Raw genomic sequence first — 20,204 nt, 5'->3', positions numbered from 1 at the left:
GTCAGGGCCTGAACTTTTGGGCGGAACCCCGCGTCGTATTGGGCAGAACACACCAATACACAGGGGGCAAGGAAATGAACGGACGCAAGATCGCTGTTCTGGCCGCAGGTTTGTCCGCGCTGGGCGCGTTGACGGTGGGGGCCTCGACGGCGAACGCGGGGGCGTACATGGATCGCACGCGGCTGGTGACGCTGTCCCAGGTCAAGGCGGCCGATCCGGGGACGAAGTGGATCACGCAGGTCGACAACGGCACGCTGCCGAAGGCGTACTGCGGCCCGGCGTCGACCGAGGGCAAGGCGGTGGCGCAGCGGCTGGCCCGCGGCTACACCGACGAGATGATGTCGTACGGCACGCAGTACCTGAGCCGGTACCAGAACGACGCGGCGGCCAAGGCGGCGTACAAGTCGATCCTGGCCACGCTGCAGACCTGCAAGTACTCCAAGCCGGCGCCGACGCACGCGCGGCGGATCACCGAGAACCGGCACATCGTGGCCGGTGACGCGACCACCATCCTGCGCTGGTGGGACTACGCGCTGCCGAGCGACCCGGGCAGCGAGAACGGCGCCTTCCCGTACGCCGTCACGGTCAAGGGCAATGCCGTCTCGGTGCTGGCGTTCAGCGGCGACGGGGTGGGCATGAAGGCCGCCAACTTCGACAAGATCGCGAAGGCCGCGGCGGCCAAACTGCCCTGAGGCTGAATGTTGGAATGTGTTTCGTCACGTGGGATGAGGTTGACCACTCCGTCAGGTACTGACAAGACTCGTGGCTGTGAACGATCAAAAGCTACGAGTCGGAGTGGTCGGCCTCGGCTTCGCCGGACGGACCGCACTGGAAGCGTTCTCGGAGTTGCCCGACGTCGAGGTAGTGGCGCTCGCGGGGCTCGAGACGGACATCCTGAAGAGTCTCGGCGCCGAGCATTCGGTGCCGAACCTCTTCGAGAAATGGGAGGACCTGCTCGCCCTCGACGGCCTCGACGCCGTCAGCATCGGTACGCCGACGCAACTGCACGCCCCGATCGCACTGGCGGCCCTGGATCGCGGGCTGCACGTGCTCTGCGAGAAGCCACTGGCCCGGACGGTGGCCGAGGGCACCGCGATGGTCGAGGCCTCGAAGAAGGCCGGCCGGGTGCTCAAGGTGGTGTTCAACCACCGCGAGCGGGGTGACGTCGCCACCCTGAAGCATCAGATCGACGAGGGCCTGCTCGGCCGGATCTACTACGCCAAGGCGCACTGGATGCGCCGCAACGGCATCCCCGGGATGGGTGGCTGGTTCACCAACCGCGAGCTGTCCGGTGGCGGCCCGCTGATCGACCTCGGCGTGCACATCCTCGACATGGCGCTGCACCTGATGAACGAGCCGACGGTGACGACGGTCAGCGCGAACACCTTCGCCGAGCTCGGCCCGCGCGGTCGCGGCAGCGTCAGCAGCGTGATCCGGCCGACGGTCGACACGCTCGGCGCCAAGTTCGAGGTGGAGGACCTGGCCACGGCGTACCTGCGGCTGGAGGGCGGCGGGGCGCTGCAGCTGGAGACCAGCTGGGCGACGTACCGGGCGCCCGGCGACAACTTCGGGATCGAGCTGTTCGGCACCGAGGGCGGCGCGAAGATCGACGTCCAGAACTACACGAACACCGACACGCTGAAGATCTTCACCGACGTCGGCGGGATCCCGGCCGAGGTGCGTCCGGCCACCGGCGCCGGGCTCGGCCACCGCGCGGTGGTCAGCGAGTTCGTCGCGATCGTGCTCAGCGGCGACTGGTCGGTCCACAACGGTTCGGAGGCGCTGGCGCGCACCCGGATCATCGACGCCGCCTACGCCTCGGCGCAGGCCGGACGAGAGGTAGTACTCGATGCTTAAGGTCACCGTCTGGGGCGAGAACGTCCACGAGCAGGACGACGCCGCCGTCCAGAAGATCTACCCCGACACGATGCACGAGACGATCGCGGCCGGCCTGCGCTCCTCGCTCGGTGAGGAGATCAAGGTCCGGACGGCGTGGCTGCAGCAGCCCGAGCACGGCCTGACCGAGGAGGTGCTGGCCGACACGGACGTGCTCACCTGGTGGGGGCACCGGGCGCACGGCGACGTCGACGACGCCGTCGTCGACCGGGTGCAGGAGGCGGTGCTCTCGGGCATGGGCCTGATCGCGCTGCACTCGGCGCACTTCTCCAAGATCTTCAAACGCCTGATGGGTACGACGTGCTCGCTCGACTGGCGTTCGGAGGACGACCGGGAGCTGCTTTGGACGGTCGCCGCCGGGCACCCGATCGCGGCCGGCATACCGCATCCGCTGGTGATCCCGCAGGAGGAGATGTACGGCGAGCTGTTCGACGTACCGCAGCCGGACGAGCTGGTCTTCGTCAGCTCCTTCTCCGGTGGCGAGGTGTTCCGCTCCGGCTGCTGCTACCGCCGCGGCCAGGGCCGGGTGTTCTACTTCCGCCCCGGCGACCAGGAGTACCCCACCTACCACCAGCCCGAGATCCAGCGCATCCTCGCCAACGCCGTCAACTGGGCCGCCCCGGTCGTCGAACGCAAGCTCCCCGACGTCCACCACCGCGCCACACCCGGCTGGTTCGAAACAGCCTGAAACACAGGTTTGATGCCGGGCCAGATAGGGTCCACGCATGGCTGATGTAGCTGCGATCTTCAAGGCGTACGACGTACGGGGTGTTGTTCCGGACGAGCTGGACGAGGCGGTGGCCCGGGCGACCGGGGCGGCGTTCGTCGAGGTGCTGGACGTCCTCGCCGGTCCTGGAGCCGTGGTGATCGGCTATGACATGCGTCCGTCGAGCCCGGGGCTGGCCGCCGCCTTCGCGGAGGGGGTGACCAGCACCGGGGCCGACGTGATCGACATCGGGCTGGCCTCGACCGACCAGCTGTACTTCGCCTCCGGCCGCCTGCAGCTGCCCGGTGCGATGTTCACGGCCAGCCACAACCCGGCGAAGTACAACGGGATCAAGATGTGCCGCGCGGGCGCCTCCCCGGTCGGTGCGGAGTCGGGCCTGCGGGACATCGCGGACCTGGTCGCCAAGACGCTGATCGACGGGCTCTCCCCGGTCGCGGTCGCCGGGCACGTCAAGCAGAAGGACCTGCTCACGGCGTACGCGGACCATCTGGTCGACCTGGTCGACCTGAGCGGCATCCGCCCGCTGAAGGTCGTCGTCGACGCCGGCAACGGGATGGGCGGGCACACCGTGCCGGCCGTCTTCGCCACCGGCCCGGTCGAGATCCTGCCCCTGTACTTCGAGTTGGACGGCAACTTCCCCAACCACGAGGCCAATCCGCTCGACCCCAAGAACCTGGTCGATCTCCAGGCGAAGGTGCGCGAGACCGGCGCCGACCTCGGGCTCGCCTTCGACGGCGACGCGGACCGCTGCTTCGTGGTGGACGAGAAGGGCGACCCGATCTCGCCGAGCGCGATCACCGGTGCGGTCGCCGTCCGTGAGCTGGCCAAGCACCCCGGCTCGACCATCCTGTACAACCTGATCACCTCCAAGGCGGTGCCGGAACTGGTCGCCGAGCACGGCGGCGTACCGGTCAAGACCCGGGTCGGGCACTCCAACATCAAGCAGAAGATGGCCGAGACCGACGCGGTCTTCGGTGGCGAGCACTCCGCGCACTACTACTTCCGGGACTTCTGGCGCGCCGACACCGGCATGCTGGCGGCACTGCACGTGCTCGCGGCGCTCGGCGAGCAGGACAAGCCGGCCTCGGAGCTGTTCTCGATCTACGAGCGCTACGTCGCCTCCGGCGAGATCAACAACCGGGTCGAGGACGCCGCCGCCACGGTTGCGGCGATCGAGGACACCTACGGCGACCGCGAGGGTATTACCGTTGGCCATCTGGACGGTCTGACGATCGACGCCGGCGACTGGTGGTTCAACGTCCGCACGTCGAACACCGAGCCGCTGCTGCGGCTGAACGTCGAGGCCGGGGACGCCGCCACCATGGAGCGTGTCCGCGACGAAGTACTGGCCCTGATCACCGGTGCACCGGTGGAGGAGAAGAACTAGATGCCTGTGAACCTGGACCCTGACCTGTTGAGCATCCTGGTCTGTCCGAAGTGCCGGTCGGAGTTCCGCGTGGACGACGAGGCGAGCGAACTGGTCTGCACCAACCCGACCTGCGCGCTGGCCTACCCGGTCCGCGACGACATTCCCGTGCTGCTGATCGACGAGGCGCGCGAGACCAAGGATGCAGAGGCCTCCGAGAACTGATGAGCGTCTTCGACGATTCCCGGCTGGACGACCCGGCCGCCCTTGAGGCTTCCGACCACTTGCTGCGCCGGCTGGCCGGGGCGGGCGCCCGGGTGCGGGCCGAGCTGGAGGCCTCTGAGGAGTCCCTTTCCCAGCTCGCCACAGACGGCTTCCGCCCGCGCGCGATCGTCGCCGCCGGCCGGGATGCTCGCCTGGTCCGTGCGGTGCTGGAGCCGGTCTGCCCGGTGCCGTTCGTGGCCTGGCCTGGTCCGGGTCTGCCGGGCTGGACCAGCCCCCTCGACCTCGTAGTCGTGCTGGGCGGCTCCGACGCTGACCCGGGTGCCGTGTCCGCGGCATCCGAGGCCGTACGCCGGGGTGCCGGACTGCTGGTGGCTGCGCCGCCGGACTCGCCGGTGGCCCAGGCATCGGCCGGCTCGCGGCACGCAGTACGGCTGCCGTCGCAGTCGGACGACCAGCTGGCAGCAGCTGTCGCCGTGCTGCAGGGTCTGCACCAGATGGACCTCGGGCCGGCTGTGGACGGCAAGGCTGTCGCGGAGATGCTCGACGAGGTAGCGATCGAGTGCTCGCCCAACAACGACGTAGCGTCCAACCCTGCGAAGGACCTGGCGCTCATGCTCGCCGACGCGCTTCCCCTCGTCTGGGGCGGCTCCGTGCTCGCTGCCCGCGCCGCACGTCGTGTGGTGGAGGCTGTGCGGCTCGCTAGCGGTCGCCCGGCGCTTGCCGCCGACTGTGGGCACCTGCTGCCGGTGCTGGCGAACCAGCCGCCGAGGGACGTCTTCGCCGACCCCTTCGACCAGCCGGAGGAGCTGCGGCCGGGTCTGGTCATCCTGGACGACGGGGTGGAGGACGCGGGCGTCGCCGAGCACCGTCGCCAGCTGGAGGAGAAGGCCGAGCGTCACGACGTACGGGTGCACGTGGTGCGGCAAGCGAACGGGACCGATGTCGCCCGGTACGCCGCTCTCACGCAGCACGGCCGGTACGCCGCGGCGTACCTGGGAATCGGACTCGGCCGCTACGGCACGCCGCGGGAGGACCAGGCTCCGGGACCGGCGGGCAACCCCGCGGAGGACCCGGCGTGGTAGTTCGGCTCCAGAACACCATCCGCGACTACGCCTGGGGATCGCGGACAGCGATCCCCGAGCTGATCGGGGTGGAACCGGACGGCAAGCCGCAGGCCGAGCTGTGGATGGGCGCGCACGAGTCGGCGCCGTCCGTACTGCCCTCAGGCGACTCGTTGTTCGACCTGGTGTCGGCGGACCCCAGCGGTGTGCTGGGGGAGGAGACAGCCGCCGAATTCGAGGGCCGGTTCCCGTTCCTGGCGAAGATCCTGGCGGCCGAGCAGCCGTTGTCGATCCAGGCGCATCCCTCCCGGGCGCAGGCGATCGACGGTTATGCGCGCGACGAGGCCGCGGGAATTCCGCGCGACGCGGCCGATCGCAATTACAAGGACGCCTGGCCGAAGCCGGAGATCCTGATCGCCTTGGGTGAATTCGACGCGTTGGTGGGATTCCGGCCGGTGGCGGATTCCGTCGCTTTGCTCGACGCGCTCGGTGTGCTGGACGAGCTGCGGGCATTGTTGCTGGACGGCAAACTGCAAGAGGCGTTCACGACCTTCATGAGCACCGACCGGGATGCGATCCGTCCTTTGGTGTTTGCGCTCGGTGAGGCCTGCCGGGCTTATCAGGGCTCCGAATTCGCCCTCGAGACCGAGACGCTGAGCCGGCTGTGTGAAGAGTTCCCGGACGATCCCGGGGTGCTGGCCGCGTTGTTGCTGAACCGGGTGCGGCTGGAACGGTTCGAGGCGGTCTACCTGCCGGCCGGCAACGTGCACGCGTACGTGCACGGGACCGGGTTCGAGGTGATGGCCAACTCGGACAACGTGTTGCGGGGTGGGCTGACGCGCAAGCATGTCGACGTACCGGAGCTGGTGTCCGTGGTCGACTTCGAGCCGCTGGCGTCTCCTGTGCTGCACGGCGTGGAGATCGCGCCGGGCGTCACGGAGTACGAGACCGGGTGTGAGTATTTCGCCGTCCGGCGGTTCGATCTGTCGGTCGGGCCGACCAAGGTACCGGGCAGCGGGCCGCGGATCGTCGCGTGTGTTGACGGAACGGCCGCGGTCGATGCCGCGGGCACCGAAGAAACCGTGCGGTTGTCCGCCGGACAGTCCGCGTTCGTCCGTGGCACCGAAGGACCCTGTACTCTGCGTGGTTCCGGCACGGCGTTCGTCGTGTCCGCTCGCTGATCCCCTGATTCTTGATTCCTCCGGAGGACAACGGAAATGGCTGGTGGCGGTAACAAAGCCGTCGTCGCGGCACTGCTGGCGAACACCGGTATCGCGGTCACGAAATTCGCCGCCTGGGGGCTGACCCAGTCCGCCTCGATGCTGGCCGAGGCGATCCACTCCCTGGCCGACGCCGGGAACCAGGTGCTGCTGCTGGTCGGCGCCAAGCGGGCCAAGCGCGAGGCCGACGAGCTGCACCAGTTCGGCTTCGGCCGCGAGCGCTACGTGTACTCGTTCATCGTCGCGATCGTGCTGTTCAGCGTCGGCGGGCTCTTCGCGCTGTACGAGGGCTACCACAAGGCGCACGACCCGCACCCGATCGAGCACTGGAAGTGGGTGCCGGTAGCGGTCCTGCTGGCCGCGATCGTGATGGAGTCGCTGTCCTTCCGGACCGCCATCGTCGAGGCGAACAAGCTCCGCGGTACGACGCCGTGGGTGCGGTTCGTCCGCAACGCCCGGGCGCCCGAGCTGCCGGTCATCCTGCTGGAGGACTTCGCCGCGCTGACCGGTCTGGTGCTGGCCCTGATCGGCGTCGTCCTGACCCTTGCCACCGGCAACGGAATCTTCGACGGCCTCGGCTCGATGGCGATCGGCGCGCTGCTGGTCTGCGTGGCGATCTTCCTGGCGATCGAGATGAAGTCCCTGCTGCTCGGTGAGTCCGCGACCCGCGAGGCACAACAGAAGATCGTCGCCGCCATCGAGAACACCCCCGGCGTCAACCGGCTGATCCACATCCGCACCCTGCACCTGGGTCCGGAAGAGGTCCTGGTCGCCGCCAAGGTCGCGGTCGAGCCGGGCGCCGACGCGGCCGCGATCGCCGCCACCATCGACGCCGCCGAGCGCGCGATCCGCGAAGCCGAGCCGATGTCCCAGCACGTCTATCTCGAGCCGGACATCTACTCCGACACCTACACCCCCGACGAGCGCCCCGCAGTCCCCGAGGCGCCGTCCCACTGAGCGGCGCCGGCTCCGCCGGCCGCTGAGCCGGCCGGCGGACTAGCTGGTGAGGAGTTGTTCGGCTGGGCGCGTGAGTGAGTGGCGCGTGTCGCAGGCTGCCATCATCTCGTCGTCGTGGGTGGCGACGATGACGGTGCAGCCGCGGGTGGCCAGGTTGCGGAAGAGGTCGATGACGCGGGTGCGGTTGGCCTCGTCCAGGGACGCCGTGGGCTCGTCCACGAAGACCGCCTTGGCGTTCTTGTAGATGGCGCGGGCGATCGAGAGGCGTTGCTTCTCGCCGCCGCTGAGGTGAGCTGCCAGTTCGTTGTCGCGGCCCTGCAGACCGGTCAGTTCCAGGGCCTCGGCCAGCGCCTTCTTGTCGCCCAGGACGCGGGAGCCGAAGACGCTGGCCTTCATCACCACGTTGAAGGCGACCGACTCTTCTTCCATCACGCCGTAGTCCTGCAGGACGAAGGCGCCGGAGTCCTTCCAGAAGCGACGGCGCTGGCCGGCCTTCCAGCCGGAGGTATCGACGCCGTCGACCAGCACCTTGCCCGAGGTGGGTTGCTGGAGCAGTCCGAGGCAGTGCAGCAGCGTCGTCTTACCGCAGCCGCTGGGGCCGACGAGCGCGGTCATCGTGCCCGGCTCGCAGGTGAGCGACGCCTGGCGGACGATCTCGCGACCGTCGATGACGACCGAGACGGCTTGGGCTTCTATGGTCATGGTTCTTCCCGTCTACAGTCTGCGTCGGCTGACGTTCTCGAAGGTCCAGCGGGTGGCCAGCAGGTGCGTGACCGGCGCCGCGAGCAGACCCAGTACTGCGGCTGCCGCGATCAGCAACGCGCCGTCGCCGCGGCGGAGCAGGATGATCATCGCGGCCAGCCCGATCCCGACGCACCATTCGATGATCACCCGGTCGGCCAGGATCTCCCGCCACTGCTGTCCGGCCAGGCGCAACGGGAAGTCGCGCTTGGCCCGGAGGACGGCGGTGATGAAGGCCGCGATCAGCGATGACACCACCAGCGCGATGATCAACGCGATCAGCGAGACCGCTTGCAGCCAGGCGAAGTATGCCGTGAACTGCGCGAGCAGCACGCCTTCCTCAGCCGCGTACCGAACTGTCGTCTTGTACTGCAGGTCGTGCGCGGCGAGCAGCGCCTGCGTCGGTCCGAGCCCGGTGAAGACCAGGTTCCGGCTGGAGGCGGCCGAGGCGAGGAAGTCGTCGTTGAAGGTGTCGTGCAGATTCGGCACGAACATCACGATCGCGTCCTTCGGGAAGATCAGCTCGCCACCGCCCCCGCTCGCCAGCGGCATCGTGCCCGGCTGGGTGAAGTGGTAGAACGACACCTTGCGCAGCGCCGCGTCCCCGGCCGACTTGTCCCGGGTCCAGAGGCCGAGGTTGCCGCTGAGGTACTGCTTGGCACCTGCCGGGATCTCAGCAGCAGGCAACGGAGTCAGCCCGGGAGTCTCCCCGGCCGCGCCCTTGTTCATCAGCCGCAGCCACCCCGGGCTGAGGACCGCCAGCGTCTCGAACTTGCCCAGGTCGACGCCCTTGAGCGCCTCGTCGTCCCAGGTGTAGGACAGCGCGACGGCGTCCTTCTTCTCGGCGTCGTTCACCACGTCGCCGACCTGCTTCAGGATCTGCTCGAAGCCTTTCTCACCCATCCCGCCCTGGAAGGAGATCGTGACCTGGTCGGCCAGCGCCTTCCAGCGGGACTGCTGCTCGGCCGACCCACGGGCATTCGTGTACGCCGTGAAGGCCGGTGCCACCGCGGCGAGGACGAGCACGAAGGTCAGGCCCTTGAGGGCCATCGACACCTTCCGCAGCGACTTGACCGCCGGCTCCCGCCTGGCCAGCATCGCCGGACCGGGCCACGAGGCGGCCGACATCACGACGGCGAAGGCCATCGTCGCGATCAGCACGATGACGTCGAAGGTCGCCAGGATCGACAGGTACTTCGGGACGAACGTCCAGCCCTGGGAGAATCCGGTCCACGCCAGGGCCAGCACGTCGACACCGAGCGCCCCGATCAGTACCGCGACCAGGAAGCCGGTCAGATCCTCGTACTGGATTCGCCAGCCGGAGACCCCGGCCAGGGCGCGGAGTGCCCGGCCACGGGCCTTCACCGACAGCCAATACAGGACCAGCGACACCATCAGCGCGGTCGCGGCGAGCAGGCTGGTGGCGAAACTGCCTTGTTTCATGACGAGTCTGAGCGTGCCGGCGAGGTTGTTCTCGCTCCACTTGCTGATCACCCGGTGCTCGCCGAGCCAGCCGCGGAACGCGGCCTGTCCGGAGGTCGAGCCGGTGATCAGATACTCACCGCTGGCATAGGAATGGGCGAGCGCGTCCTGGGTGCGGACGGTCGCATCCTGGTCGTTGCCGAAGCGGCGGATCCGCTCGGGGAACGAGCCTTCGGTGCCGACCTTCACGAAAACCTGGCCGGTCTGGTCGCCGCCGAGGTCGGGAGCGACCTTGACCAGCCCGAGGTCCAGCTGGTCGCTCAGCGTGCCGAGCTCACGGATCGCGGCGGCGTCGTCCATCCCGGCGCTGCTGAAGTCGAGGTTGACGATCGACTTCGTCGAGAGCTGCTCGGGGTACGACCGGTCGTGCATGGTGGCGACCAGCGTGACCGCCACGGCCAGCAGCGCGAACAGCAGCGCCGACACCGCGACGGCGATTTTCCTGTGCACTGCAGGTCTCCAGGCGGGTTGGAAAGGGCGGATTGGGCGGCTCATCCTCGCACGCAGAGCGACGCCGCGCGACTCTGCGCGACCTTCGGGCGACCTCTGGGCGACGCGCATCCGTGCCCGCCCGGCTGAGACCGGGCCGGGCACGGGAGCGCTGAGGAAATCAGCAGGTGCGGTAGTAGTACGAGTCGTCGGCACCCGGGCTGTTGATCGCACCCTTCTCCGCGATCGACTTGTAGCCCGACGCCGTGTTGATGCTGCGGACCAGGCTGCCGTTGAGAATGACCGACGAACCGTGGCACTTGTTCACGGTGTAGTAGGAACGGATCTTGACGTTCCAGAAGCCGTACTCCCAGGTGCCGCCTTCGGCCGGGTGACGAGTCTCCGAGCCGACGTGCAGCCAGGCGTTGGCGGCCGGTGCCGCGATACCGATCCCGGTGAATCCGAGGCCGGCCATCAATGCGACGGCGAGACCCTTGCGTGCTTTGTTCATGAGCTTCCCTCTCCTTGGAAAAACAGGGCGGAAAAGGAATTGCGGAAAACCACAGAACACCCCGAAACGCGCACGGAAAAGTCCGCTGAAATACCGCTGGCAGCTGATTTCCCCGTGTCGGGCCGCTTCGGCTCCGCAACCCCCTTGTTACGGAAAAGCTACGAGACCTACACAATCCGAAGCAATCCCGAGGATGGTCACGAAATCATAACGGCGCAATTCGTTGCAGGAACCTGCAATGAATATGACAGATTCTCCGAACGGTGCAATCGTGGTCGTTTTTTCGCCGGTATTGTTTGAAGACTGAACGGTTTTGTATTCAACGCGGCCGGTTGTGCGGCGGCGGCAGCATGCCGCTGCGGCCGAGCCAGCGCAGGGCGCGCTCGCGATCGATCTCGGCTGTGGTCGGCGGGGCGCTGAGCCGGCCGGTGCGGTAGCCGAGATTGCGCAGGTCGGCGGCGACCGACGGTTCGGCCAGTGCTCGCAGGGCGAAGGCGAGCGCGGCCGGCGTCACGTCGTACCGGCGTTCGAGCTCGAGGGCGAGGCGGACCGCGGCTAGGTCGCGGTCGTCGTACTGGCGCTGGGTGTTGCGCGCGGCGCGGGATCTCGGCAGCAGGCCGAGCGCCTCCCGGTAGCGGAGCATCCGGGGGGTGGTGCCGAGGCTCTTGGCTGCTTCCGTAATGCGCATGACAGCAATCCTGACATTTCGGTGTCAGAAATGCCGCCCCACCCGACCAGGACCCCGGCCGCGCCCCCTAGGCTCGGTTCCGGCAGGAAGCACAACGACATCCCCAGGGGAGCGGCAACGGTATGACGTTCGACTACAAGGTGGCAGACCTCGGCCTGGCCGAGTTCGGGCGCAAGGAGATCCGGCTCGCCGGGCACGAGATGCCGGGCCTGATGGCGATGCGCGCGCAGTACGGCGAGAGCAAGCCGCTGGCCGGCGCGAAGATCATGGGCTCGCTGCACATGACCATCCAGACCGCGGTGCTGATCGAGACGCTGACGGCTCTCGGCGCCGAGGTGCGCTGGGTGTCCTGCAACATCTTCTCCACCCAGGACCACGCGGCCGCCGCGGTCGTCGTCGGCCCGAACGGTACCGCGGACGCGCCGGCCGGCGTGCCGGTCTTCGCCTGGAAGGGCGAGACGTTGGAGGAGTACTGGTGGTGCACCGAGCAGGCGCTGACCTGGCCGGGCGCTGATGGTCCGAACATGATCCTGGACGACGGCGGCGACGCCACCATGCTCGTCCACAAGGGCACCGAGTTCGAGAAGGCCGGCGTCGTTCCGGACCCGAAGACGGCCGAGTCCGAGGAGTACGGCGTCGTCCTGTCCGTGCTGACCCGGTCGCTGCAGGAGGACAAGCAGCGCTGGACCAAGATCGGCCAGAACATCCTCGGCGTCACCGAGGAGACCACCACCGGCGTGCACCGGCTGTACGAGATGCACAAGGCCGGCGCGCTGCTCTTCCCGGCGATCAACGTCAACGACTCGGTCACCAAGTCGAAGTTCGACAACAAGTACGGCTGCCGGCACTCGCTGATCGACGGCATCAACCGCGCCACCGACGTGCTGATCGGCGGCAAGGTCGCGGTCGTCTGTGGTTACGGCGACGTCGGCAAGGGCTGCGCGGAGTCGCTGCGTGGCCAGGGCGCCCGGGTGATCGTCACCGAGATCGACCCGATCTGCGCGCTGCAGGCCGCGATGGACGGCTTCCAGGTCACCACGATCGAGGACGTCGTCGGGATCGCCGACATCTTCGTCACCACGACCGGCAACAAGGACGTCATCACCGCCGATCACATGGCGCAGATGAAGCACCAGGCGATCGTCGGCAACATCGGCCACTTCGACAACGAGATCGACATGGCCGGGCTGTACAAGACGGCCGGCATCGAGCGGGTCAACATCAAGCCGCAGGTCGACGAGTTCCGGTTCGCGGACGGCCACACGATCATCGTGCTGTCCGAGGGCCGGCTGCTGAACCTGGGCAACGCGACCGGGCACCCGTCGTTCGTGATGTCGAACTCGTTCACCAACCAGGTGCTGGCGCAGATCGAGCTGTTCGCCAAGACCTCGGAGTACCCGACCGACGTCTACGTGCTGCCCAAGCACCTCGACGAGATGGTCGCCCGGCTGCACCTCGACTCGCTCGGCGTCAAGCTGACCGAGCTGTCCAAGGAGCAGGCCGAGTACCTCGGCGTACCGGTCGAGGGTCCGTACAAGTCGGACGCCTACCGCTACTGAGCGGTCGTCCCTGACCAAGGCCCGTCGTGCTCTCATTCCCTGCCGGGAATTGAGGGTGCGGCGGGCCTTCGTCAGGATCAGGGGTGTTGACAAAACGCTTCTGTGCAAGGAGAAACGATGACTGACAGCGCTACGCGCGAACTGGTTTCGCGGTACGTCGGAGTGTGGGCTCTGGCGGACGCCGGCGAGCGTCGGAAGGCGATCGAGGGGCTGTGGGTGGAGTCCGGTACGCACGTTCTGCAGCCGCCGGAGGAGATCCGTACCGCGGCGGCGGGACTGGGGTTCGTGGCGAGCACGCTGGAGGCGACGGGGTACGACGAGCTCGAAGCTCGCGTCGCGCGGACGTACGAGGAGTTCGTCGCTGGGGGCGGGTACTCGTTCCGGCCGGGGGCGTATGCCGTCCGGCTGAAGGATGTGGTGCGGTTCGACTGGGAGATGGTCGCGGCCGCCAGCGGTGAGGTTGTCGGTGGCGGGCAAGAGGTGCTGATGGTGGGTGCGGATCAGCGGATCATCGCGGACTACCAGTTCCCCAATCCCTGAGCAGGGCGGCTGTTGCCGCGTCGGCCGGCAGGAAGGCCTCCAGCTTCAGCTCGGCGACGGTGACGTCGAGGGCGGTGGCGAAGGTGGTGATGGTGGTCGTCAGGTGCAGGTCGCCTTTGGGGGAGCGGAGGTGCATGGGGGCGGCGAAGCCGACGTGTTCGGGGCCTGGTTCCACGTACGGGACGTAGGCGGCGAGTTCGTCGCGGAACTCGCCGGGTGGTAGCCGGTCGAGGATGTGCTGGGCCCAGGTCGAGAGGTTGACGATGCGTGGGGCGACGCCGTCGGGGTGGAGTGACAGGCGGAGGACGTTGATGGGTGGTTCGAGGAGTTTGTCCGCGACGCCTTCGGTGAAGAGGGTGAAGGCGTCGTTCGCCAGGACCAGGTTGTGGTTGGCGTCGACGACTATCGCGGGGTACGGCTGGTGGCCGGTGAGGATGTGGCCCAGCGCATCCCGGACGTGGTGCAGGGCGGGGTCGTCCAGGGCGGTCTGCGGGTAGACGGGGGCGAAGCCGGCGGCCAGTAGGAGGTCGTTGCGCTCGCGGAGGGAGAGTTCCATCGACTCGCCGAGGCGGACGACCATGGTCCGGCCGGGGGTGGAACGGCCGGATTCGATGAAGCTGAGGTGGCGCTGGGTGGTGCCGGCGCGCAGGGCCAGTTCGAGCTGGCTCAGGTGGCGGCGGTGCCGGGTGGTCCGCAGGGTGTCGGGGAAGTTCACATCCGCCAGTCTGCCGCGCGGATCCGACAGTTCAGGACCACTGGTCGGGTTCGCTGCCCGGTGCATGCCAGCCCTGAGCGTTGACCTTGGTGGTCTCCGGCGCCGGGACGTGCGGCCGGGCCTGGGGTGGCGGGGGTGGCGTGTAGGGCGGCGGCTGGGCGCCATACGGGTTGGGCGGCGCAAACGGTCCAGCGGGCACGGCGTACGGATTGGCCTGTGGGTTGGGGGGAGCGAAGGGGCCGGTTGGCACGGCGTACGGGTTGGTGCTGTAGGTGGCTCTGGTTGTGGCCAGGCGGGCTAGTTCGCGGCGGCGGCGTTCGGCCAGTACTGCGGACAGGAACGCAGGGGCGATGATGTGGACCGGCGGAGCGGGAGCAGTCACCTGCCCGACGCGGTAGGCGAGCGCGTCGCCGATGGCTATCCGGGCCGAGACTTCCAGTTCCATGTAGCGGGCCAGGTACTCGCGGCACGTGTTGGCCAGGTCGTCCGACAGCCGCGACAGCTCCAGCGACTGCGCCCACATGACCAGGTGCCCCGGTACGAACAGCGGCGGCGACGCCATCGGCTGGTGCCGTTCGCGGATCACCACCGTGCCCGCGACCATGTCACCGATCCGCTTGCCCTGCTTGTTCATCAGGCTCGCCACGATCCCCGGGCTGGCGGCGAACCACGGCGCGAAGTCCACGAACAGCCACAGCAGTCCGCGGACGAGCGCATGCCGGAACCGGATCGAGCTGCCGTCGTCGCGGACCACCTTGAGCCCGAGGATCAGCTTGCCGAGCGTCTTGCCCCGGGTCAGCGTCTCCATCACGACCTTGTACCCGACCACGACCAGCAACACGGTGATGATCGCCAGCGCGGCACCGAGCGCCGGGCTGGCCTCGACGATCAGGAACCCGAGCAGGAAACCCAGCAGCGTGCCCAGCACGATCATCTGGATGATGAAGTCGATCGCACACGCCAGGGCGCGGGTCGGCATCCGCGCGATCCGCACCTGGAGGACGACCGCTTCCCCCGTGACCAGCTGAGACACCCGCGCCCCTCCCTGTACAGACACCTCGGACAGCTAGTGTGACGCAAGGCAGAGCCAGAGAAGCCAAGGGAGGGCTGATGGACGTCGAGGCGTTCGTGTCCGTGCATCAGCCGCAGTGGGATCGGCTGGCGGCGTTGACCCGGCGGCAGCGTCGGTTGACCGGGGCAGAGGCTGATGAGCTGGTCTCGCTCTACCAGCGGGTCGGTACCCACCTCTCGGCGCTCCGGGCGAGTGGAGCCGACCCAGTGACGATCGGGCGACTCTCCGGGCTGATCGGCGACGCGAGAGGCGCAGTGACGGGTGCACAGGCACCTGTCTGGCGCGACATCTCCCGGTACTTCCTGGTGAGCTTCCCCGCAGCCCTCTACACGTCCCGCCGCTGGTGGCTCACCATCGGCCTGCTGTTCTATCTGGTGGCCGCCTGGATGGCGTGGCGGATCATCGCGCACCCAGAGGTGCTCGACTCGGTGACCACTCCGGCACAGATCCAGCAGCTCGTCGACGAGGACTTCGCCAACTACTACTCCGAGAACCCGGCCCAGGACTTCGCCCTGCGGGTCTGGATCAACAACGCGACGGTATCGGCCGCAGTACTCGCGATCGGCGTACTGCTGGTGCCGACGATGTTCGTGCTCTGGAGCAACGCGATGAACCTCGGCATCAACGCCGGGGTGATGATCGGCCACGACCGGGCGAACGTGTTCTTCGGACTGATCACGCCACACGGTCTGCTCGAGCTGACGGCCGTTTTCGTCGCGGCGGCGGCCGGATTGCGGCTCGGCTGGTCGTGGATCGCGCCCGGCCCGCGCACCAGGATGCATGCGCTCGCCCAGACCGGACGGGCCACCGTCGGGATGGCGATCGGGCTCGCGGTCATCCTGTTGATCACTGGTTTGATTGAAGCGTTCGTCACTCCGTCGCACCTACCGACCGCGGTCCGGGTCGGCATCGGCGTACTGGTCGAGATCGGCTTCTTCGTCTACGTCTGGACGCTCGGCCGGCGGGCCGCGAGATCCGGCGAGTACGGCGACGTCGAGCTGTCTGAGCGCGAGGCGAGCGCACCGCTGTCCGTCTGACCTGCGTTTCCGGGCGGGTACAGGGTGCTCTATGAGGACCGCCCAGCAAGCCCAGAACAGTCGTCTGTACGCCGTCGCGATCACCGTCGGCCTGATCGCCTATGGCGTGGTCCACCTGTTGATCGCGTGGATCTCCCTGCAACTCGCCTGGGGCAAGAGCTCGGGTGAGGCCGACCAGCAGGGCGCCCTCCAGGAGCTGGCGAGCAAGTCCTTCGGCGACGTGCTGCTCTGGGTGGTGGCCGTCGGCCTGCTCGCGCTGGTCATCTGGAAGATTCTCGAACTGGCATACGGTCATCTCGACACCGAGAAGAAGGTCTCGTCGATCGGCCGCGGCGTCGTCTACCTCGCGCTGTCGATCAGCGCGGCCAAGGTGGCGATGGGGTCCGGCAAGTCCGGTACCAGTCAGTCGAGCGGCATGACCGCGAAGCTGATGCAGAACGGCCCCGGCCGGGTGCTGGTCGTGATCATCGGTCTGGTCATCATCGGTGTCGGTATCCGCCAGCTGTACAAGGCCTGGACGAAGAAGTTCACCGAGGACCTGACCGGTGGTGCCTCGGAGTCGACCATCCTGCTCGGCCGGGTCGGCTACGCGGCCAAGGGAATCGCCTTCCTGATCGTCGGCGGCCTGTTCGCCTACGCCTCGATCAACTACGACTCGAAGAAGGCCGGCGGTCTCGACACCGCCCTGCGCACCATCAAGGACCAGCCGTTCGGCTCAGTCCTGCTGACCCTGATGGCCCTCGGCATCGCCTGCTTCGGCGTCTACTGCTTCGTCTGGTCCCGCAACGCCAGGCACTAGCGCGGGAGCGTGGCCCTGATCGTCGTACCGTCGCCAGGCGAGGACGTGATCTCGAGCGTGCCGTGGTGGATCCGGACTCGTTCGGTCATCCCGGCCAGGCCGTGCCGGTTCCCGACGGAGGCCGCTGCGACGTCGAAGCCGGATCCGTCGTCGCCGATCTCGATCGTGACCGCGTTCGCCCCGACGTCGACGAGCAGCCGGGCCGTCTTCGCCCCCGAGTGTTTCGCGACGTTGGTGAGTGCTTCCTGTGCCAGCCGGTAGATCGTCAGTTGCAGCCCGTCGGACAGCCCGGCCGGGTCTCCGCTGATCTCGAGCTCGACCGGGATTCCCTGCTCGGCGAGGCCTTCGAGCAACGTGGGGAGCTGGCCGAGCCCGGGCGTCGGCGCCTGAACCGGCGAGCCGGGTTCGCCCCGCAGCGCCCACAACATCCGGTCGAGCTCGGTCAGCGCGCGCCGGCCGGTGTCGCCGATCCGCTGGAAGCCCTCTACGGTCTCGTCCGTCTTGTGAGCCTCTGCCTGGATGACCATCAGGTTGACGTGGTGTGCGACCACGTCGTGCAGGTCCCGCGCGATCTGCGCTCGTTCCTCCAGCAGTACCTGGCTCTGCTCGTGCTCCTGGTTGCGCTTGAGCAGTTGCGCTTCGCGGACCGAGGTCTGCTGGCTCCGGCGTACGGTCCGCACCAGCAGCCCGAGGCACCAGGGCGCGACCAGGGCGACGGAGTACGAGAGCGGCCAGACCCGCTCGAACCCGGACCGCAGTAGCTCGAGCTCATTGTCCGCTCCCGGGAACATGTACATAGCTGCCAACTGCTGGTTTGCATACACGATCTTGACCAGCGCATGGTCGCCGAGCCCCCTGCTGGCCACATACATGGCTGCCAGTACGCCGCCGGCCAACGCCGCGGAGTAGGCGGGCCTGCGCCAGGCCGCGGCCGAGTACAGCGCCACCGCCAGCGCGACGATCAGAGCCCAGGGGGTTTGGCCGGTGGCGTACCCGGCCGTCGCGGCCACGCCGAGCACGACGCACGGTACGACCGGCAGTCGCCGGCGCAGGACGAGCGACAGCGGTGCAAGCAGCAGAAGGGCGGTCAGCGCCCCGCGGATCCCCACTTTGTACTCGCCCTCGATCTGCGAGTGGTCCCACAGTTGCAGGAGAGCGAAGGCGGCGGCGAGCAGCCCGTCGAACCGCCAGGGATTGCCTGGATTCTCGACCCGTACGACGTCGTCGATCAACGGAGCCAACCGGGACCGGAGATCGACCGAGCGCAGCAGGTAGCCGGACAGCCAGCTGGCGGCCAGTACCAGCGACAAGGCCACCGGCCAGTGCTGGATCGTGTCGTGCTCGGTGTAGTCCGAGGCCGCGATCCTCGCGTAGTTCGGGAAGAGCCAGGTCGGTGTGTCCGGGCGGCAGTAGACGAGGTCGACCACCTTCGGCCAGATGGTGGTGGTGACCACCAGCGGCAGGAAGACGATCACCGGCGCCGCCCAGCGGATGGGCGATTGCTGGGAGCGGGCCGCCGAGAAAAGGGCTACGGCCAGGCATACCAGCAGTACCGGCTGGGTGTTCGTCGGGAGATAGGCCAGCGTGATCGCGACGGTGAGCGCGACGCAGGGGATCAGCGGGCGGCTCTCCCGGAAGACCAGGGTGGCCGGCGCGAGAATGATGCCCAGGGCAATCCAAGGGTCGACGAAATGCCAGCGTTCCGTGCCGCCGATCAGGAAGATGTCGGCCACCATGGCGCAGACGCCGAGCGCCGCGACCAGCAGCCCGGCGACCGGGGCGGTCGGCAGCGCTCGCGCGGGGAGCAGGCGGATGCTACTGGTCTGGGCACTCACCTCTACATTCTGTGACGCCCAGGGGGCGCCAGGCGTCACTCCTTCGAGTGATGCTCAGTCGGCGCCGGTGGTCTGGTGGGCGAGGTTGGATGGCGTGCCTCGGTAGAAGGCGCGGATCCGGTACGACGCGATGCGTTCGGCCGGGAGGGTGGTCAGGTCGGTGACGGTGGAGTCGGGGTCGATGAAGCCGGCTACCCGGTACTCGCTTCGGTTTTTCGGCTTGATCTCGAGGAGGTAGCCGTCCTCGTCGGTGGCGTTGTCCGTCCAGGTGACCCGGACGCCGTCGGTGCCGATGGACTGGGCGGCGACCTCGGTCGGCGTACCGGCGCCTGTTCGGACGGAGCCTGGTGCGGCGGTCGCGCCGGCGGCCTGGGAGATTGTTGCTGCGGGCAACTTGATGTCGACGGACGCTGAGGCGGGGCCGAGGACCGGGGTGACGCGGTAGTAGAAGGGGGTCTTCGGGATCAGGTCGGGATGCTTGTACTGGTTGCCGCTCACGAAGTCGAGGATGGTGTAGCGGCCCTCGGGCTCGGTGGCGAACTCGACGATGGTGCTGGTGGATTCGGCCGGGGCGCCCGACCAGGACAGGGTGATGTCGGTCGGGGTGTCGAGGGTTGCAGTAAGTTCTGGGGCGGCCGGCTGGCCGGTTGCTTCGGATGCGCAACCGGTCAGCACGGCCAGCAGTGCCACCGCTGTGGCGAGACGGATCAACAGGACCTACTTCCGCCAGAAGTTGACGCCGCTCCACTGGACCGTGATCGGGCCTTTGCCGCTGTCGGTGCGGTACGAGCCGAACTTGTCGTAGAAGCTGCCACGGGGGCTGGAGATGGTCTGCTTCAGGGAGCCGTTGATGTAGGTCTTGTGCGTGCTGCCGACGACATGCACGGTGTTCACCCGGACCGTCGTACCGACCGTGGCGCCGTTCGCGACGGTGCCGGCGCCGACCCGGTAGAGCCGGCCGCCGCTCTCCACCGCGAGCATGAAGTACGGCCCGGCCGCGCTCTCGTTGAAGGTCTGCTTGAGGCTGATCCGGGTGCCGCCGGACATCGAGGTGATCTTGAAGTACCCCTCGAACTGGCGGCTGCCGCTGGAGTAGGTGGCGTACCGGCGCTCGGCGCGCTGGTCGCCGCTGCCGGTGGAGCAGGTCAGCTGGAAGGTCAGGCCGTTGATCTGGCCGCAGCCGCGTTCCTGTTCGGAGAAGGACGGGGAGTAGGAGGTCCAGCCACCGGGCTCGACCTCGGCGAAGGCGCTGGGGGCGGCGAGCGTCAGGACGGCGGCCACTGCGGCGGCCGCGCTGAGCGCGCGAAAGCGTTGCTTCATCGTGTTACCTCATCGGATAGTTCG

At 68.0% G+C, this 20,204-nt stretch carries 21 protein-coding genes; 12 read left to right on the top strand and 9 right to left on the bottom strand.

The features are described 5' to 3' along the window. The first annotated feature begins 74 nt into the window (after window positions 1–74). The 8 genes from AB0M15_RS16435 (at window position 75) to AB0M15_RS16400 (ending at window position 7,452) form a co-directional block, all read left to right on the top strand. Window positions 75–692, top strand: coding sequence for a hypothetical protein (locus tag AB0M15_RS16435; RefSeq protein WP_363818864.1), 618 nt, complete (start codon window positions 75–77; stop codon window positions 690–692). A gap of 76 nt (window positions 693–768) precedes the next feature. Then, a complete protein-coding gene (locus tag AB0M15_RS16430; protein ID WP_363818862.1) occupies window positions 769–1,857 on the top strand; it encodes a Gfo/Idh/MocA family oxidoreductase in 1,089 nt (362 codons plus the stop codon). Next, complete coding sequence (locus AB0M15_RS16425) at window positions 1,850–2,584, top strand: ThuA domain-containing protein (protein ID WP_363818860.1); 735 nt, start codon at window positions 1,850–1,852, stop codon at window positions 2,582–2,584. Before AB0M15_RS16430 ends, AB0M15_RS16425 begins: the two co-directional genes overlap by 8 nt. Before the next feature lie 37 nt (window positions 2,585–2,621). Further along, window positions 2,622–4,010, top strand: a complete 1,389-nt coding sequence (locus AB0M15_RS16420; protein WP_363818857.1) for a phosphomannomutase/phosphoglucomutase — start codon at window positions 2,622–2,624, stop codon at window positions 4,008–4,010. Beyond that, on the top strand, window positions 4,011–4,214 hold the full coding sequence (locus AB0M15_RS16415; RefSeq protein WP_328334834.1) for a Trm112 family protein: 204 nt from the start codon (window positions 4,011–4,013) through the stop codon (window positions 4,212–4,214). After that, entirely contained in the window at window positions 4,214–5,296 is a 1,083-nt protein-coding gene (locus AB0M15_RS16410) for an SIS domain-containing protein (protein ID WP_363818853.1), read from the top strand. The genes AB0M15_RS16415 and AB0M15_RS16410 overlap by 1 nt, the downstream gene beginning before the upstream one ends. Next, a complete protein-coding gene (gene manA, locus AB0M15_RS16405; RefSeq protein ID WP_363818850.1) occupies window positions 5,290–6,456 on the top strand; it encodes a mannose-6-phosphate isomerase, class I in 1,167 nt (388 codons plus the stop codon). Before AB0M15_RS16410 ends, manA begins: the two co-directional genes overlap by 7 nt. Window positions 6,457–6,492: 36 nt before the next feature. Continuing rightward, complete coding sequence (locus AB0M15_RS16400; protein ID WP_363818847.1) at window positions 6,493–7,452, top strand: cation diffusion facilitator family transporter; 960 nt, start codon at window positions 6,493–6,495, stop codon at window positions 7,450–7,452. Window positions 7,453–7,491: 39 nt separating this feature from the next. On the opposite strand, the gene AB0M15_RS16395 is transcribed toward AB0M15_RS16400, so the two are convergent. The 4 genes from AB0M15_RS16395 to AB0M15_RS16380 all read right to left on the bottom strand — a co-directional run bounded on the left by AB0M15_RS16395 (window position 7,492) and on the right by AB0M15_RS16380 (window position 11,303). Continuing rightward, window positions 7,492–8,154 (bottom strand): ABC transporter ATP-binding protein, encoded by a 663-nt coding sequence (locus AB0M15_RS16395; protein WP_363818845.1) that lies wholly within the window; start codon window positions 8,152–8,154, stop codon window positions 7,492–7,494. A 12-nt stretch (window positions 8,155–8,166) separates the two neighbouring features. Then, window positions 8,167–10,125, bottom strand: coding sequence for a hypothetical protein (locus tag AB0M15_RS16390; protein WP_363818843.1), 1,959 nt, complete (start codon window positions 10,123–10,125; stop codon window positions 8,167–8,169). Between the two features lie 160 nt (window positions 10,126–10,285). Continuing rightward, window positions 10,286–10,615 carry a lactococcin 972 family bacteriocin gene (locus AB0M15_RS16385; RefSeq protein WP_343983591.1) on the bottom strand — a complete coding sequence of 110 codons (330 nt, stop codon included), beginning with the start codon at window positions 10,613–10,615 and terminating at the stop codon, window positions 10,286–10,288. 319 nt (window positions 10,616–10,934) lie between these two features. Continuing rightward, complete coding sequence (locus AB0M15_RS16380) at window positions 10,935–11,303, bottom strand: MerR family transcriptional regulator (RefSeq protein ID WP_363818839.1); 369 nt, start codon at window positions 11,301–11,303, stop codon at window positions 10,935–10,937. A 122-nt stretch (window positions 11,304–11,425) separates the two neighbouring features. Here AB0M15_RS16380 and ahcY point away from each other — a divergent pair, with 122 nt between their 5' ends. Beyond that, the gene (ahcY, locus tag AB0M15_RS16375; RefSeq protein WP_363818837.1) at window positions 11,426–12,862 is read left to right on the top strand and encodes an adenosylhomocysteinase; all 1,437 of its coding nucleotides are present in this window, start codon (window positions 11,426–11,428) and stop codon (window positions 12,860–12,862) included. A gap of 117 nt (window positions 12,863–12,979) precedes the next feature. Beyond that, window positions 12,980–13,402 (top strand): hypothetical protein, encoded by a 423-nt coding sequence (locus AB0M15_RS16370; protein ID WP_363818835.1) that lies wholly within the window; start codon window positions 12,980–12,982, stop codon window positions 13,400–13,402. Here AB0M15_RS16370 and AB0M15_RS16365 read toward each other — a convergent pair. Together AB0M15_RS16365 and AB0M15_RS16360 are read right to left on the bottom strand one after the other, a co-directional pair. Then, window positions 13,371–14,117, bottom strand: coding sequence for a helix-turn-helix transcriptional regulator (locus AB0M15_RS16365; RefSeq protein ID WP_363818832.1), 747 nt, complete (start codon window positions 14,115–14,117; stop codon window positions 13,371–13,373). The genes AB0M15_RS16370 and AB0M15_RS16365 overlap by 32 nt on opposite strands. A 31-nt stretch (window positions 14,118–14,148) precedes the next feature. Then, entirely contained in the window at window positions 14,149–15,150 is a 1,002-nt protein-coding gene (locus AB0M15_RS16360) for an RDD family protein (protein WP_363818829.1), read from the bottom strand. A 77-nt stretch (window positions 15,151–15,227) separates the two neighbouring features. Here AB0M15_RS16360 and AB0M15_RS16355 point away from each other — a divergent pair, with 77 nt between their 5' ends. Together AB0M15_RS16355 and AB0M15_RS16350 are read left to right on the top strand one after the other, a co-directional pair. Then, window positions 15,228–16,226, top strand: a complete 999-nt coding sequence (locus AB0M15_RS16355; protein ID WP_363818826.1) for a stage II sporulation protein M — start codon at window positions 15,228–15,230, stop codon at window positions 16,224–16,226. A 31-nt stretch (window positions 16,227–16,257) separates the two neighbouring features. Next, window positions 16,258–17,025 (top strand): DUF1206 domain-containing protein, encoded by a 768-nt coding sequence (locus AB0M15_RS16350; protein WP_363818823.1) that lies wholly within the window; start codon window positions 16,258–16,260, stop codon window positions 17,023–17,025. On the opposite strand, the gene AB0M15_RS16345 is transcribed toward AB0M15_RS16350, so the two are convergent. The 3 genes from AB0M15_RS16345 to AB0M15_RS16335 are packed head-to-tail and all read right to left on the bottom strand — an operon-like array spanning window position 17,022 to window position 20,180. After that, window positions 17,022–18,860, bottom strand: a complete 1,839-nt coding sequence (locus AB0M15_RS16345; RefSeq protein WP_363818821.1) for a sensor histidine kinase — start codon at window positions 18,858–18,860, stop codon at window positions 17,022–17,024. The genes AB0M15_RS16350 and AB0M15_RS16345 overlap by 4 nt on opposite strands. Window positions 18,861–18,914: 54 nt before the next feature. After that, window positions 18,915–19,571 carry a fibronectin type III domain-containing protein gene (locus AB0M15_RS16340; RefSeq protein WP_363818818.1) on the bottom strand — a complete coding sequence of 219 codons (657 nt, stop codon included), beginning with the start codon at window positions 19,569–19,571 and terminating at the stop codon, window positions 18,915–18,917. A 6-nt stretch (window positions 19,572–19,577) separates the two neighbouring features. Further along, window positions 19,578–20,180, bottom strand: coding sequence for a hypothetical protein (locus tag AB0M15_RS16335; protein WP_363818816.1), 603 nt, complete (start codon window positions 20,178–20,180; stop codon window positions 19,578–19,580). Window positions 20,181–20,204 lie beyond the last annotated feature (24 nt).

Origin of the sequence: Kribbella sp. NPDC051718, from assembly GCF_040681515.1 — a bacterium.
In the GTDB taxonomy this organism is placed as follows: Bacteria; Actinomycetota; Actinomycetes; order Propionibacteriales; family Kribbellaceae; genus Kribbella.
The sequence above is the reverse complement of the archived record's forward strand: the minus strand, read 5'-3'. Positions and strand labels throughout refer to the sequence as shown.

What these genes read in the sequence shown, in the direction of transcription:
- AB0M15_RS16435 (WP_363818864.1), top strand. Translation starts at nt 75, where the DNA reads ATGAACGGACGCAAGATCGCTGTTCTGGCCGCAGGTTTGTCCGCGCTG.
- AB0M15_RS16420 (WP_363818857.1), top strand. Translation starts at nt 2,622, where the DNA reads ATGGCTGATGTAGCTGCGATCTTCAAGGCGTACGACGTACGGGGTGTT.
- AB0M15_RS16395 (WP_363818845.1), bottom strand. Translation starts at nt 8,154, where the DNA reads ATGACCATAGAAGCCCAAGCCGTCTCGGTCGTCATCGACGGTCGCGAG.
- AB0M15_RS16425 (WP_363818860.1), top strand. Translation starts at nt 1,850, where the DNA reads ATGCTTAAGGTCACCGTCTGGGGCGAGAACGTCCACGAGCAGGACGAC.
- AB0M15_RS16370 (WP_363818835.1), top strand. Translation starts at nt 12,980, where the DNA reads ATGACTGACAGCGCTACGCGCGAACTGGTTTCGCGGTACGTCGGAGTG.
- AB0M15_RS16350 (WP_363818823.1), top strand. Translation starts at nt 16,258, where the DNA reads ATGAGGACCGCCCAGCAAGCCCAGAACAGTCGTCTGTACGCCGTCGCG.
- AB0M15_RS16410 (WP_363818853.1), top strand. Translation starts at nt 4,214, where the DNA reads ATGAGCGTCTTCGACGATTCCCGGCTGGACGACCCGGCCGCCCTTGAG.
- AB0M15_RS16415 (WP_328334834.1), top strand. Translation starts at nt 4,011, where the DNA reads ATGCCTGTGAACCTGGACCCTGACCTGTTGAGCATCCTGGTCTGTCCG.
- ahcY (WP_363818837.1), top strand. Translation starts at nt 11,426, where the DNA reads ATGACGTTCGACTACAAGGTGGCAGACCTCGGCCTGGCCGAGTTCGGG.
- AB0M15_RS16385 (WP_343983591.1), bottom strand. Translation starts at nt 10,615, where the DNA reads ATGAACAAAGCACGCAAGGGTCTCGCCGTCGCATTGATGGCCGGCCTC.
- AB0M15_RS16355 (WP_363818826.1), top strand. Translation starts at nt 15,228, where the DNA reads ATGGACGTCGAGGCGTTCGTGTCCGTGCATCAGCCGCAGTGGGATCGG.
- AB0M15_RS16335 (WP_363818816.1), bottom strand. Translation starts at nt 20,180, where the DNA reads ATGAAGCAACGCTTTCGCGCGCTCAGCGCGGCCGCCGCAGTGGCCGCC.
- AB0M15_RS16400 (WP_363818847.1), top strand. Translation starts at nt 6,493, where the DNA reads ATGGCTGGTGGCGGTAACAAAGCCGTCGTCGCGGCACTGCTGGCGAAC.
- AB0M15_RS16380 (WP_363818839.1), bottom strand. Translation starts at nt 11,303, where the DNA reads ATGCGCATTACGGAAGCAGCCAAGAGCCTCGGCACCACCCCCCGGATG.